General features: G+C 64.3%; 11 protein-coding genes. 4 read left to right on the forward strand and 7 right to left on the reverse strand.

What is annotated here, in order from left to right; translation table 11 throughout:
• Nucleotides 1-78: 78 nt before the first annotated feature.
• The 3 genes from FJ974_RS16215 to FJ974_RS16225 are packed head-to-tail and all read right to left on the reverse strand — an operon-like array spanning nucleotide 79 to nucleotide 3087.
• Entirely contained in the window at nucleotides 79-1119 is a 1041-nt protein-coding gene (locus FJ974_RS16215; protein ID WP_140533715.1) for a sugar ABC transporter substrate-binding protein, read from the reverse strand.
• 40 nt (nucleotides 1120-1159) lie between these two features.
• On the reverse strand, nucleotides 1160-1924 hold the full coding sequence (locus FJ974_RS16220; protein WP_140533714.1) for an ATP-binding cassette domain-containing protein: 765 nt from the start codon (nucleotides 1922-1924) through the stop codon (nucleotides 1160-1162).
• Nucleotides 1921-3087: an ROK family transcriptional regulator gene (locus FJ974_RS16225; RefSeq protein ID WP_140533713.1), complete on the reverse strand. Its 1167-nt coding sequence runs from the start codon at nucleotides 3085-3087 to the stop codon at nucleotides 1921-1923. Before FJ974_RS16225 ends, FJ974_RS16220 begins: the two co-directional genes overlap by 4 nt.
• 212 nt (nucleotides 3088-3299) lie before the next feature.
• Between FJ974_RS16225 and FJ974_RS16230 the strand changes: the two genes are divergently transcribed.
• Nucleotides 3300-4478: a M24 family metallopeptidase gene (locus FJ974_RS16230; protein WP_140533712.1), complete on the forward strand. Its 1179-nt coding sequence runs from the start codon at nucleotides 3300-3302 to the stop codon at nucleotides 4476-4478.
• A gap of 50 nt (nucleotides 4479-4528) precedes the next feature.
• On the opposite strand, the gene FJ974_RS16235 is transcribed toward FJ974_RS16230, so the two are convergent.
• Both FJ974_RS16235 and FJ974_RS16240 read right to left on the reverse strand, forming a co-directional pair.
• The gene (locus tag FJ974_RS16235; protein ID WP_140533711.1) at nucleotides 4529-5797 is read right to left on the reverse strand and encodes a M23 family metallopeptidase; all 1269 of its coding nucleotides are present in this window, start codon (nucleotides 5795-5797) and stop codon (nucleotides 4529-4531) included.
• Nucleotides 5798-5955: 158 nt separating this feature from the next.
• Nucleotides 5956-6423 carry a peroxiredoxin gene (locus FJ974_RS16240; protein WP_140533728.1) on the reverse strand — a complete coding sequence of 156 codons (468 nt, stop codon included), beginning with the start codon at nucleotides 6421-6423 and terminating at the stop codon, nucleotides 5956-5958.
• Nucleotides 6424-6519: 96 nt separating this feature from the next.
• Here FJ974_RS16240 and FJ974_RS16245 point away from each other — a divergent pair, with 96 nt between their 5' ends.
• The gene (locus FJ974_RS16245; protein ID WP_140533710.1) at nucleotides 6520-9924 is read left to right on the forward strand and encodes a DUF3971 domain-containing protein; all 3405 of its coding nucleotides are present in this window, start codon (nucleotides 6520-6522) and stop codon (nucleotides 9922-9924) included.
• An 11-nt stretch (nucleotides 9925-9935) separates the two neighbouring features.
• Here the strand turns inward: FJ974_RS16245 and tyrS are convergent, their stop codons facing one another.
• A complete protein-coding gene (tyrS, locus tag FJ974_RS16250) occupies nucleotides 9936-11189 on the reverse strand; it encodes a tyrosine--tRNA ligase (RefSeq protein ID WP_140533709.1) in 1254 nt (417 codons plus the stop codon).
• 226 nt (nucleotides 11190-11415) lie between these two features.
• Between tyrS and FJ974_RS16255 the strand changes: the two genes are divergently transcribed.
• Complete coding sequence (locus FJ974_RS16255) at nucleotides 11416-13059, forward strand: ArnT family glycosyltransferase (RefSeq protein ID WP_140533708.1); 1644 nt, start codon at nucleotides 11416-11418, stop codon at nucleotides 13057-13059.
• Nucleotides 13060-13105: 46 nt separating this feature from the next.
• On the forward strand, nucleotides 13106-13963 hold the full coding sequence (locus FJ974_RS16260) for a phosphatase PAP2 family protein (RefSeq protein WP_140533707.1): 858 nt from the start codon (nucleotides 13106-13108) through the stop codon (nucleotides 13961-13963).
• A 3-nt stretch (nucleotides 13964-13966) separates the two neighbouring features.
• Here FJ974_RS16260 and FJ974_RS16265 read toward each other — a convergent pair whose 3' ends face one another.
• On the reverse strand, nucleotides 13967-14623 hold the full coding sequence (locus FJ974_RS16265; RefSeq protein WP_140533706.1) for an FMN-binding negative transcriptional regulator: 657 nt from the start codon (nucleotides 14621-14623) through the stop codon (nucleotides 13967-13969).
• Nucleotides 14624-14630: the final 7 nt, after the last annotated feature.

A 14630-nucleotide genomic window follows, 5' to 3' on the forward strand; every position in this document is an offset into this window, starting at 1 on the left:
AGGAGTGAAGGCGCGGGCTGCTGCGGGGCAGGTCCGTCAGGCTCCGGGCGGGTGGCCCCGGAGCCTTGACGGTGTGCCCTATTCGACTGACTTCACCGTGTTCGTCGGCGGCTTCAAATTGCCCCAGAAGGCAGGGTTGTCGACGTTTTCCTTGGTGATCGCGGCACCGGGGATTTTGATGTTCGGGCCCCAGGCTTCCTTGGTCACCACGGATTTCAGGCCAAGCACGTCATAATCGCCGGGCTTGATCTCCTGCTTGCTGACGACCTTGTCCATGAACATGGCGACCGCGGCGGCCTGCGCGTAGAGCGGCTGCTCGACCTCGACATTGAGCCAGCCCTTGCGGATCAGGTCGAGGCCGACCGGCGCGCCGTTCGAGCTCATCAGCATGACGTCGCCCGGCTTCTTGCCGGCAGCCTCCAGCGAGGCGACGGCGGCGACCGAGAGATGGGCGGCGTGGCTGAAGATCAGGTCGATGTCTGGATTGGCGAGCATCTGGTCGGCGACGATGGTGCCGGCATTGCTCGCTTCCCACTGCATGGCCGGCAGCGAGATGATCTTGACGTCCGGGAACGCCTTCATCTTCTCCTCGAAACCCTTCTGGATATCGAGCGTGTAGGGATCGCCGGGATCGCCGAGCACCTGCAGGACTTTGCCCTTCACAGAGCCGTTCTTGGCCTTCAGCAGCGCTTGCGCCTGGTCGGCGGCGATGTGGCCGATCTCGACGGTGCCGGCAACCGAGGTGAAGTCGGACGGCGTCGCGGTGATCTGGCGGTCGAACTCGACCACCGGGATGCCGGCGGCCCGTGCCGCCTCGACCGACGGCTTCAGCGCGTTGAAATCGACCGCGGCGAGGATGATCGCCTTCGGCTTCAGCGCGATGACGTCGTTCATCTGCGATTGCTGGGCGTCGGTCTTGTTGTCGGCGTTCAGCGTCTTCATCTCGTAGCCGACCTGCTTCAGGAACAATTCCAGCGCGCTCACCGAGCCGGTCTGGAATTCGTCGAGCAGTGTCGGCACCAGGTAATAGACGGTACCTTTGGACTGGGCGAATGCCGGCGTCAGCGTGGCAATGGCCAGGGCCAGGATACCGAAGACAGAAAGTAGCAGTCGCTTCATGTCGTTCGCTCCTCTTTGCGCCGGACCCCTCATTTTTCCCTCAGCCCGCCGGTCCGGCACCGGCGAGCGTCTCCCCGGTGATCATGTTGATCACCGCATCGGGACTTGTCTTGTTGCGCGCGACATCGCCGGCCACGACGCCCTGGCGGATCACCACGATCCGGTCGGCGACCTGGAAGGCCTGCTGCATGATGTGGGTGATAATGACGACGCCGATGCCCTGGCTCGCCACCTGGCGGATCATGTCGAGGCCGCGGCGGGTCTGCTCGACGCCAAGTGCTGCGAACGGCTCGTCGAGCAGCACCAGCTTGCCGCCCCAATGCACGAAGCGGTTGAGCTCGATCGCCTGGCGCTGGCCACCCGAGAGATGCTCGACCTTGGTGCGCAGCGAGGGAATGCGCGTTCCGGCGTTGGCCAGCGCCTTCGCCACCACCGCTTCCATGGCGCGTTCGTCGAGCACCGGAATGCCCAGCACCTTGCGGGTGATCTCGCGTCCCATGAAGAAGTTGGCGACGACGTCGACATTGGTGCAGAGCGAGAGATCCTGGTAAACGGTCTCGATGCCGGCGGCCTTGGCCTCGGCGGGGGATTTGGCCAGAAACTCCTTGCCCTCAAACAGCATGCGGCCCGACGTCGGCTCCAGCCCGCCGGCGATGATCTTGACCAGCGTCGACTTGCCGGCGCCATTGTCACCGAGCAGCGCCACGACCTCGCCGCGTCCGATCGCAAAGCTGATGCCGCGCAGCGCCCGGATGGCGCCGTAGTTCTTGACGACGTTGTCGAGGACCAGAAGCGGTTCGCTCATGCCGCGATTTCTCCACCTTTCAGGGGGTCGCCCTCGCGCTGCCGCTTGGCGGTGAAGATCTGGCCGAAGCGCGGCGAAAGCACGCCGGAGACGGCGAGCGCCGCGGCCCCCCGCAGCACCGCGTGCTGGCCGCCCTGCGCGACGAGGATGCGCGAGGCGGCGCGATCCGTGCGGGCCGAGACCGAATTGTGCAGCGGCTCCGCCGCTGCCGCCAGGTGTTCGAGCAGCGTGGGCGAGGCCAGCCCGCCGAGCACGATCGTCTCGGGATCAAAAAGGTTTTCGATGGTGGCGATGGCATTGCGGAAAATCGGCGCGACCCCGGCCACCCAGTCGGCGTCGTCGCCGCTCCAGCGGCCTCGCGCTTCCAGCGAGATATAGCGTTCGAGGCAACCACGATTGCCGCATGGACAGCGCTCGCCGCCCGGAACGACCGGAATGTGGCCGATCTCGCCGGCATTGCCCCAGGCGCCGCGCAGCACGCTGCCGTCATGCAGCATGGCGCCGCCAAGCCCGACGCCGAAATAGAGGTAATAATATTCGGAATGCTGGATGCCGAGACCGTAGAGGCGTTCGCCCATCGCGGCGGCGGCCATATCGTTTTCGAAGAAGGCCGGCAGGCCGGTCGCCGCCGTCAGCCGCTCGCGCAGGGCGACATCCTTCCAGCCGGCCATGGTGGTCGGACCGACGAAGCTCATGGTGTCGACGCCGAACGGACCTGGAAGCGCCATGCCGATGCCGATGACGCGGCCGCCGGCGCGCCGGCCGGTCAATTCCGCAACCATGGCGCCGATCGCCTCGAACGCTTCGTCGGGCGCCGCATGGGGCGCCTCGCGATGCGCGCTCTCGATCACGTCGCCGCTGAGATTGATGAGGGCGGCGTCGATGCCGAGCGGCGTGAGATGGATGCCCACGGCATAGCCGCCTTCCGGGTTGATGCGGAGCGTCGCCGGCGGCAGGCCGCGGCCCTTCGGTTCCTCGCGAACCGACAGGATGTAGCCTTGCTCCTCCAATTCGCGCACGATGGTCGACACCGTCTGGACAGTGAGCCCGACATGTTGGGCGATGTCGCCCCGCGCGATGGGGCCGAAACGGCGGATTGATTCGAGCACGATGCGCCGGTTGTACGGCCGCCCGAACTCCTGATTGGTTCCCCGCAACGCCATGCCTTGCGCTCCCAGCTGACGCAAGGTTCGCAGAGAAGATTTATTCAGTCAAATGGAATTCAAAAATAATTTGCTGGCGGGATACCGAGGCTCGGGAAAGGCAGGACTGATAGGACCTGTCCACGTGCCGCTCTTGGCTGATTGCCTCCTTGTTGCAGCCGCCCAATTGTGAGTGAACCAGCAAGCGTTGATGCAACATGCATGGAGAAGAGATGATCGAGCTGCCCTTTGCCCGCGACGAATACCAGCAGCGGCTTCGAAAGATCCGCGCCGAGATGGCGACGCGCGGCCTCGAGCTGTTGATCGTCAACGACGTTGCCAACCAGCATTACATCACCGGCTACGACGGCTGGTCATTCTACACGCCGCAAACGGTGCTCGTGCCGGTCGAAGAGGTCGAGCCGGTCTGGATCGGGCGCGCGATGGATGCTGCAGGAGGCCTCCTGACGGCCTGGATGAAGCCGGAGAATGTGGTCGGTTTCCCGGAAGATCACGTTCAGCGCGCCGATCGCCATCCCATGGACTGGATCGCCGGCTGGATCGCGGCAAAGGGCTGGGGAGGCCGTCATATCGGCATCGAGCTCGAATCCTATTATTTCTCGCCAAAGGCGCATGCCAGGCTTGTCGTCGGGCTTCCCAATGCAAAATGGCACGATGCCGATCTCCTGGTGAACTGGATTCGCGCGGTCAAATCGGCGCCCGAAATCGACTATTTGCGCAAGGCGTCGACCCTGGCCGAAGCAGCGGTCCGCCAAGCTTTCGCGGTGATCGCGCCAGGTGTTCGCGAGTGCGACGCCATTGCTGCTATTCAGGCAGCGCAGATCGCCGGCAGCCCGGATTTCGCGGGCGACATCACCGCGCTTCCTCCGACGATTCTTGGCGGCGAGAATGCTTCGGCACCGCACATCATGTGGAGCGACAGGCGGTTTGGCGAAAACGAGACGATTGCCCTGGAGCTTGCCGGCGTCTGCCGCCGCTATGCCGCCGGGCTGGCGCGGACGCTGCAGCTCGGGACGACGCCGACCCGAGTTTCAGATACGGCGAAAGCGGTGATCGAGGGCATGGACGCCGTGCTCGATGCGGTCAGGCCGGGAACGACAGCTGAGGCCGTCGAAGCAGCATGGCGCAAGGTCATCCAGCGCCATGGGCTGAAAAAGGAGTCACGCATCGGCTATTCGATCGGCGTCGCTTATCCGCCCGATTGGGGCGAACACACGATCAGCCTCAGGCCGGGCGACAAGACGGTGCTCGCGCCCGGAAACGTCCTTCATTCCATCCTCGGCATGTGGATGGACGGCTGGGGCATCGAGATCAGCGAGACCATCCTGGTTACCGAAACCGGCAATGAAACCTTGACGAAGTTTCCGCGGGAGATTCATGTCAAATCCTGATGGGCCGGCCAGGGCAGACTGACCAATCGCCTCGATCGAATGGCTGTAGTCTACAGGTACTGCGCGACCTTCTTGCCGACGCTCAGAAAGCGCAGCGGATCGATCGCCTCGCCATTATGGCGCACTTCGTAGTGGAGGTGCGGGCCGGTGGAACGGCCGCTGCTGCCGGTCTTGCCGATCACGTCGCCGGCGGCGAGCTGCTGGCCGACGGCGACGTCGATCTCGCTTAAATGGCCGTAGCGCGTGGCGAAGCCGTTGCCGTGGTCGATCTCGACCATGCGGCCGTAGCCGCCGTTCCAGCCGGCCTTGGTGACGATACCTGCTGCAGTGACCTTGGCGGCCATGCCGATCGGCGCCCTGAAATCCATTCCCGTATGCAAAGCGGCGGTGCCGAGGATCGGGTCGGTGCGCACGCCGAACGGGCTGGTCACGGCATGGCCGGGGGCAGGGTTGGCGAGCGGCAGCTTGCGCGCCTCTTTCTTGACCTGATCAAGCGTATCAAGCGCTTCGTCCAGTTCCTTAACCTTGCTGTCGAAGATCATGGACGGATCGAGCGGGACCAGAGGGCCGCCGACGTCGCCCTTGTCGAACTCGCTGTCGACCGGCAGGCCCGCGGCTTGCAGCGCCTGCTTGATGGCGTCGACATTCCTGTAGGCGTTGTCGGCAAGCGTGGTGATGCGGGTGAGCTGCTGGCTCTCTATGGCCTTGAGCGACGCGTTGATCGACACGAACAGCTTGTCGGCGCGATCGGCGGCCGTCTCGCCGTCGAGCGGTTTGGACCTTGTCGACCACAGTGAGAACGGCTTGGTGTCACCGGCGCCCAGGCTGGCGACGGAATAGGTCGGAGCCTGCGAAAGGCTGCCGGTCACCTCGGGTTTTGCCGCCGTATCGCTTGCGGCCGGAGCATCGCCGACCTCGCTTTCGGCGCGTTCGATGATCGGGCCGAGCCGGCCATGGCGCTGGCTGAGCTGGGTCTGCCTAGCCAACAACTCGCTGACCTTGGTTTCCATGAGCTGCTGGTCGAGAAGCTGGCGACTGGTGATGCGGTCGACCTGGGCACGCAGCGCCGAGATGCGGTCTTCATAAGCCTGCTGCATGCGCGCCTGCCTGGCCGTCGTGGCGCCAATCAGATCGTCGCGCAGCACCAGATAGGAGGTGGCGAGCAAATAGCCGATGGCGATCGCCGCCAGCGCAGAGCCGATGAGAGCGGCAAGCCAGGGGCGGATGGTGAAATGCCTGATCTCGTTACCCCGGGCGATAATGACCGTGTGGGGCTCCTTGCGCCTGCCGAAGACCGCTGACTGACCGGTTGGGTTCACGGGACCAAGCTTTCGTTACGACACCGACGAATAGCCTTGGATTACACATTATTAGGGTTAACAAAGCCTTGTCGCGGGCCAAATCCGCCAACCGATGCCCCGCATCGCGGGTGGCGGGTTGCAACGATGGATTCATGTCGCGAAGCGACTGCGGTTCTTCAGAGGGCGCGGACCGCTTCCAGCACCTCTTGGGCGTGGCCCTTGACCCGCACCTTTCGCCAGATCCTTGCGATCCGTCCGTCCTTGCCGATCAGGAAGGTGGCGCGCTCGACGCCCATGTAGTTGCGGCCATACATCGTCTTTTCGACCCACAGATGATAGGCCTCGATCACCTTGCGCTCCTCGTCCGCAACCAGGTCGACGGTGAGATCGTACTTCGCCTTGAATTTGTCGTGTTTTTTTACGCTATCGGGAGACAGCCCGATCACTACGGCGCCGGCCTTCTCGAACTCCGGCTTCAGCTGCGAGAAGCCGATCGCCTCGGTGGTGCAGCTTGTGGTGTCGTCCTGCGGATAGAAGTAGAGTACGACGGGCTTTCCCCGGAAAGCGGCGAGGCCGAGGGAGCCGCCGCCATCGCGCGGAAGATCGAATTGCGGTGCAACGTCGCCCACTTCGAGATCAGCCATATCGATGCCCTTGTCCGAGGTTACGCGCGGATCGAGCATCGATATAACGTGAGGCGGGGATTCGTCCACGACGAGTTCGTTACAACGGAATATTGCGTGGATCAGGAGCAACCGCAGCACGAGAAGATCAGGTTCAGGCGTGACGAGATCACCGACCTGGGAAAATTTCCGTCCGCCTGCGGCGTGCCGCCGCTCGGCCGCGCTTCCATCCGCCGCTTTCGCATTCTCGGCCGGATTTTTGCCGGGCTCTGCGCGCTCGTGCTTCTGGCGGCAGCCGGGGTCTATGTGCTCGGCACGTCGGGCATCGGCACCGAACGGCTGCGGACGGAGGCCGAGACCGCCATCGAGAAAATCGCCGGCGTCGATGTCAACGTCGCGGTCGGCGCGGCGCGGCTGACGCTCGACAGTTCGAGCTTCATTGCCTTGCAGGTGAGCAACGTCAGCCTGAAAACCACGGACGGCAAGCCGATGGCCGATGTCGGACGCGTCCGTTTCGGCATGCGGCTGCTGCCACTGCTTTCCGGCCAGGTGCGGCTGACCAGCGCCAGGTTTTCCGATGCCCGTATCATGGTGGCCGCGATGCCGTCGGGCGGCGGCGACTGGACGGCGGCGCTGCGCAATGAGGACGGCCTCATCGATCCCGAGAAAGTGTCGGCGGCGGTGTTTGCCGGCGTCAACGACGCGCTCCACGCGGTGCGCGAGGATTCGATGCGCCGGATCGACCTCGGCAATGTCGAGTTCGAACTGCCGGCCGCCGGATCGGTCAAGCGCGTGACCGTGGCGAACGCGACGGTTGCCCAGACCGGGACCGGCAGCATGCAGCTCTCGTCCGACGTGGATGTCGATGGCAGGCACGTCACCTTGACCGCGTCCGCGACGCGTGATCCCGCCGCGAGGCGGATCGCATCGCTCGACGCCAGCCTTCAGATGGCCGGCGCCGGCGGGACGCCAATCGACGGCGACTCTGCCGATGGAACTCCCGACGAAGGCGGCAGGCTGGGTTCGGTCGGCTTGAAGCTTTCAGGCTCGGAGGCGTCCGGCGAAGCGCCATCGCGCCTGGCGGCCTCGTTGTCGCTCGCCGGCTCAATGCTCGATCTCGGCCCGCGCGGCTTGCTGCCGGCCGATGTCGATGCCGATGCCACGCTGGTGGCGGGGTCGAACAAGGTTTCGGTCGACAGGCTGCAGCTCAAGACCGGCCGCTCCACCTTCGACTTCGCCGGCTCGATCGGACCGAAGCCGGCGGCCGCCGGCGAGGAGCCGTCCTATCGCTATGATCTCACCAGCGACGGCTCGACGCTTGCGCCGTCGGAGTCGCCGGAGCCGGCGCTCAAATTCCTTGCGCGCATCGCCGGCGTCTACCAGACCAGGAGCCGCAAGCTCGTCGCCGAGCAGATCGGCGTCCGTTCCGGCGGCTCGAGCGAAGTTCTGGGCACCGCATCCGTCGCTTTCATCGACAACGGCCCGCCGGGCATATCGCTCTCCCTCAACGTCCACGACATGCCGGTCTCGCATGTCAAGCAATTGTGGCCCTGGTTCTCCGCCCGCAATGCCCGTCTCTGGGTCCTCGGCAATCTCTTCGGCGGCCGGGTGACAGATGCCAATCTGCAATTCCAGGTCGTGCCCGGGCGGCTCGACAACGGCGTGCCGCTTTCGGCCGACGAGGTGTTCGGCCGCTTCCAGATCGAAGGGTCGCGCTTCGATACGGCGGGCCGCATCCCACCCATCCGCGATGCGGTTGGCGTCGTCACCTTCCACGGCAACGATGTCGACGTCGCGCTTTCCTCCGGCAGCGTCTACATGCCCAGCGGCCGCACCGTGGCGGCAAGCGGCGGCACGCTCACGGTGAAGCAGGCAAATCACTCGCCGGTGATCGGCGCGCTCGACATCGATGTCGCCGGCGAGGCGCCGGCGATCGCAGAACTCGCCTCCTACGAGCCGATCAACGCCATGCGTCATGTCGGCCTTGCGCCGGAAGACCTGACCGGCACCGTCACCGGCCACGTCCGTGCCGACATCCCGCTGACCGCCGGCGTCGACACCTCGAAGCTCGATTGGCTGGTGGCGCTCGACTACAAGGACCTGTCGCTCGCCAAGCCGTTCGACGACCAGACGGTGACCGATGCCGACGGGTCGATCACGGTCGGCCCCGAGCAAGCGGTGATTTCGGCCCAGGCCAAGCTGAACGGCATGCCGGCCGAGCTCGACCTAGTCGAGCCGCTCAGAGACGACGGGCCGCCGCGCAGCCGCAAGGTCGCGCTGGTGCTCGACGACAAGACGCGCAATGCAGCCATGCCCGGGCTGTCGCCGCTGCTTTCCGGGACGATCAAGGTGGCGATCGACAAGAGCGGCGAGAGCGCCCAGAACGTTTCGGCCGACCTCACCAATGCGAGGCTCGATATCCCCTGGGCCGGATGGAGCAAGGGCGCCGGCATTCCCGCCAAGGTCACTTTCGCGATGGCCAAATCCGGCGGCACCACAAAGCTGTCGGATTTCAATCTCGACGGAAAGAGCTTTTCGGTGGCCGGCGATGTGACGCTGGTCAATGGCGCGCTGTCCTCGGCCCGTTTCAGCAATGTGGCGCTCAACAGAGGCGACGATGTCGCCATCTCGGTGAAGCGAAACGGCAAGAGCTATGCGGTCGATATCAGCGGCGATGCGCTCGACGCCCGTTCGCTGATCAAGCAGTTCACCTCCGACGTCGACACCGCCACCAAGGGCCCGGGCGTCGAAGCGATCTCCGTCAGCGCCGACGTGAAATCCCTGAGCGGCTTCCACGACGAGGTCCTGTCCAACCTCAAACTGGATTACAGCGCAGCAGGCTCCAGGGTGAACGGGCTCAATGTCAGCGCGACCGCGAGTTCCGGTGCAGCGATCACCGTCAGCAACACCACCGGCGACGGTGGCCGCGCGCTCCGGATGAGATCGGCCGATGCCGGCGCCATCCTGCGCTTCCTCGACATTTACGAGCATATGGAGGGCGGCGCGATCACGCTGTCGCTTTCCGGCGCCGCCAGCGGGCCGATGAAAGGCCAGGTCGATGCAAGCAACTTCTATGTCGTCAACGAGCCCAAGCTCGCCTCGCTCGTGTCGACCAAGCCGGCCGGCGACACGCGCAGCCTGAACCAGGCGGTGAAGGCCGATATCGACACCTCCAGGGTGAAGTTCGAGCGCGGCTTTGCCGAGATCGACAAGGGCTCAGGCTATCTGAAGCTCGCAAACGGCCTGCTGCGCGGCCCGCGCATCGGCACGACATTCCAGGGCACGCTCTACGACCAGGACAACAATATGGACATGACCGGCACCTTCATGCCGGTCTATGGGCTGAACCGCATTTTTGGCGAATTGCCGCTGTTCGGTCCGCTGCTCGGCAACGGCCGCGACCGCGGCCTGATCGGTGTCACCTACCGGCTCAGGGGCAACGCCAACAAGCCGAACCTCGACATCAACCCGCTGTCGGTGATCGCGCCGGGAATATTCCGGTCGATCTTCGAGTACCGATAGAGTACGTCACTTCACTCCGGCCGAACGAGGACGATCTTCTTGCCTAATTGGACTTTGAAGGCTCCAGTGCCTTCGTCCATATCTTGATAGAAGAAGTACTTGTCAGGATTGGAAACACGCTCGTTGTTAATCCGGACCCCGCCTTCATTCATTTTTCGGCGAACCTCCGATTTCGAACTAAATAGTCCGGACGCAAAGGCTATCACCTTGGCCGATCGAGCTCGTTCGAAACCCTCTTTTGGCATAACGACAGTTGGCAGAGTTGCAGAAAGCGCGCCTTCCTCGAAGGTCTTGCGCGCGGTCTCGCTTGCCGTCTCGGCCGCTTCGCGACCATGCAGCATGCCTGTGATCTCGGTAGCGAGGATCTTCTTGGCCTCGTTGATCTCCGAGCCGCCGAGCTTTTCAAGGCGCGCGACCTCGGTCAGCGGCAAGGTCGTGTAAAGCCTCAGGAAGCGGCCGACATCGGCATCCTCGGTGTTGCGCCAATACTGCCAGAACTCGTACGGCGACAGCATGTCGCCGTCGAGCCAGACGGCGCCCGACGCCGACTTGCCCATCTTGGCGCCGGACGATGTGGTGAGCAGCGGCGTCGTCATGGCATAGAGCTGCGCACCCTCCATGCGGTGGCCGAGATCGATGCCGTTGACGATGTTGCCCCACTGATCGGAGCCGCCCATCTGCAGCCGGCAGTCGAAGCGCCTGTAGAGCTCGACGAAGTCATAGGCCTGCAGGATCATGTAGTTGAATTCGAGGAACGACAGCGACTGCTCGCGGTCGAGCCTGAGCTTGACCGAATCGAAGGCGAGCATGCGGTTGACGGAGAAATGCCGGCCGACATCGCGCAGGAAATTGACGTAGTTGATCTCCATCAGCCAGTCGGCGTTGTTGACCATGACGGCGTCGCCGGTGCCGCCGCCGAATTTGAGGTAAGGTACGAAATTGCGGCGAATGCCGGCAAGATTGTCGTCGATATCCTGCGGCGTCAGCAGCTTGCGCGCCTCGTCCTTGAAGGACGGGTCACCGATCATCGAGGTGCCGCCGCCCATCAGCGCGATCGGCCGGTGGCCGGTCTGCTGCAGCCAGTAGAGCATCATGATCTGGATCAGCGATCCCGCATGCAGGCTTTTGGCCGTAGCGTCGAAGCCGATATAGGCGCTGACCGTTTCCCCGGCGAAAAGCTGGTCGAGGCCGGCCTCATCCGAAATCTGGTGGATGAAGCCGCGCTCGCTCATGATGCGCAGGAAATCGGATTTGAAGGCAGACATTTTTTCTTCCCGGAACTCGCCCGACCCTGACCAGGCGCAATGTGAAGGCGCGCGTTTAGCATCCGATCGTGTTTCGGTCAAAAGACCGCGATCAGCGGTTTTGCGTCCGGTCACCCTGTCCTTGCTTCGTTCTTTTTGCTGGCGTAATGAGGCGCCGCGCCAGGATCAGGCGCCTCCAATGCCGCGACGGGGCCATCCCGCAGATCGAATCCGGAAAGCTCCCGCGATGAACAGGAACACCCTCATCCTCTTTCTGTTCAGCATCGTGATGACCGTCAGCGGGCTGGCGAGCCTGCCGCCGGTCGATCGCGACGAAGCCCGTTTCGTCCAGTCGACCAAGCAGATGGTCGAGACAGGCGACTATATAGATATTCGCCTCCAGGACGTCTCCCGCTACAAGAAGCCGATCGGCATCTACTGGCTGCAATCGGCGGCCGTGGCGTTGAGCGGCGAGGGGGCTCAAGCGCCGATTTGGGTCTATCGCCTGGTCTCCATGCTCGGCATCGCGCTTGCCGTCGTCGGCATCGGCTGGACCGGCACAAAACTCTTCGGCGCCAAGGCCGGTCTTGCCGCCGGCCTGATGATTGCGGCGATCTTCGCCACCGCCTTCGAGGGCCGCGACGCCAAGACCGATGCCATGCTCCTGGCCTGCTGCGTGGCCGCGCAAGGCGCGCTGGCGCAGGTCTATCTGGCGGCAAAGCGCAACGAGCCGGTGGCCGGCCATCTGCCGTGGATATTCTGGGTTGCGCAAGGGCTGGGGATCCTCATCAAGGGGCCGGTGGCGCCGCTTTTATCCCTGCTGACGGCCGCGGCGCTGTTCGCCTTCGAGCGCGACTGGCGCTGGCTGTTGAAGCTCAAGCTGGTGCGCGGCGTGGCGATCGTGCTGGTCATCGTGCTGCCCTGGATCATCCTCATCAGCTGGAAGAGCGGCGGCGCCTTCTTTCAGGAGGCGGTCGGCAAGGACATGCTGAACAAGGTGGCGCAGGGCGAGGAATCGCACGGCCTGCCGCCCGGCTTCTACATGCTCACTTATTCGCTGTTCATGTGGCCGTTCGGCCTGATCGCGGTCGGCGCCGGACTGCAGGCGATCAACCGTTTTTGGGATGATCCGCGGCTGCGCTTCTGCCTTGCCTGGTACATCCCGTTCTGGCTGGTATTCGAGGCGATCCCGACCAAGCTGCCGCATTATGTCATGCCGGCCTATCCCGGCATGGCGCTGCTGATCGGCTGGCTGCTGACCTTGCCGGCGGCCGAGGCCAATGCGCCGCTGAAGCGCTGGCAGACATGGCTGTGGTGGGCGACAGCCTTCGGCCTTGCTTTGGTGGCGATCGGCCTGGCCGTGGTCTGCGTCGCGGCTCCAATCTATCTGGCAAAGGCGTTTTCCTGGTGGAGCATTCCGGCGGCGATCGCGGCCTTGGTCACCGGTTATCTCGCCTTCCCGCGCCAATTGCAGGTTCCGCTCGGACGCATCGCGGCGATCGCGGTCGGCGCCGGCATCACCTTCAGCCTGCTGTTCGGCGTCATCGCGCCGTCGCTGAAACCGATCTGGCTCAGCCCTGCCATCAAGGCGGCGGTCGATGCCAACCGTCCCTGCGATACAACCGTGCTCGCCTCGGCGCCCTATCATGAGCCGAGCCTGGTCTTCCTGGTCGGCACCAAAACCGTGCTGACCGACGTCGAGGGCGTTGCGCAGCACCTCGCTGCCGATCCGGCCTGCGCGCTTGGTCTCGCGCCGGTCAAGGAAGAGCAGAAGCTGAACGAATTGCTGGCCGGGCAGGGCAAGTCGGCGAAGCGCCTTACCGAGATCGACGGCCTCAACTATTCGTCGGGAGACAAACTGGCGCTCGGCCTCTATCGGGTGGCCGAGTGATGATTGGCGCTGCGCCTTGAATGACCCTATAAGCTCGCGCCCAGCCATGTTCGCCGCCGCCCTTTATCGCCGCTCGCTCGGCAATTTCCTCGACACGATGAGTATCGTGAGGAAACGCTTTGCCGCGCGGCGGCCCCGCTATCCGGAGATCGCGTGGCCAGTCTGGGCGTTGGCCTGGGTGCTGCTGACGGCAGCGGTGTTCCTGCGCCTCGACGCTGGCGCGGGTACGATGCGGCAGGAATGGCCGCGCGGCTTCGTCCATTTCACCGATTTCTTCACGGATTTCGGGTTGGGCGGCTGGTATCTCATTCCGGCGGCGCTGTGCCTGGTCATGGCCAATCTGACGGACTGGCGGGGCCTTTCCCGCCAGGGGCGGCTCTTCGTCTACAACTGGACGTGCTTTGCGTTCCTGGTGCTGTGCGCGGTCGGCCTTTCGGGCATCGCTGTCAACCTTTTGAAATACGGCATCGGCCGGGCGCGACCGCTCTATTTCGACACTTTCGGCGTGCTGTCCCTGCATCCCTTCGCCATGGACGCGCGCTTTGCCGGTTTTCCCTCCGGCCACGCCACGACGATGGGCGCCGTCTTCGGCATCCTGCTGCTGCTTTTCCCAAGACGCTGGCCCATCACCCTGGCCGTCACGGCCTGTATTGCCTCGACGCGCGTCTTCGTCGGCGCGCATTATCCGAGCGACACAGTCGCCGGCTTCGGCATGGGACTGGCCTTCGCAATCGTTACGGGGCTGGTGTTCGCGCGCCTCGGTTTCATCTTCGGCCGGACGCCGTCCAAGCTGCCGCTGCGCAAAAAAACCTTCCGGTTGCGATTGGCCGACGCGCCCGGCGCCAGGATTCCGGCACCGGAGCAGGCCGGCTCCGCTGCGCAGCTCTCGGTTGAGAAGCCGTAGGACCTATTTGCTGTCGATGCCGCCCCAGGCGCGCACCATTCCGGCCATGTCGGGCGCGTCCGGGTTTGGCGCCTCGCTCTCCAGACCTTCGGCGACGCCGACCCGATCGGCGACCGGCCGGTTCTGGCTGACCTTCCATTTGCCGTCGATGGCGGTGATTGCGATCTCCAGCCCGATGATGCCCTTGATCTGCGACTGGATGTAGGCTGGCGGCGCATCGGTCACCGCCCAGGGCAGGTCGCGGCCACCTTCCTGGGATGCCGTCAATTCGGTGATCTGCTGAGCGATCCAGTCGGCGTCGTCGATCACCCTGACCGTGCCGCGCACCTGAACGATAGCGTAGTTCCAGGTCGGCACGACCTTGCCGGTCTCGCGCTTGGTCTCGTACCAGGACGGCGTCACATAGGCGTCGGCGCCCTGGAACACGACCAGCACCGGCGATGCCGGGTTGTCGGCCAGAAGCCGCCACTGCGGATTGGCCTTGGCCAGATGCGCGCGCAGCCGCCCGTTCGGCAGCACATCGTCATCGAGCAGGAAGGGGATAGCATTGGCGACCGGACCTTCGGCGCCGTTGGAGACCAGCAGCCCCAGCGGATGGGTGCGTATCAGCCCGTGCAGCACCTCCTGCCGCGTTTCCTTGAAGTGCGGAGGCTGATACATCGTCCGA

The organism is Mesorhizobium sp. B1-1-8 (assembly GCF_006442795.2).
Lineage (GTDB): Bacteria > Pseudomonadota > Alphaproteobacteria > Rhizobiales > Rhizobiaceae > Mesorhizobium.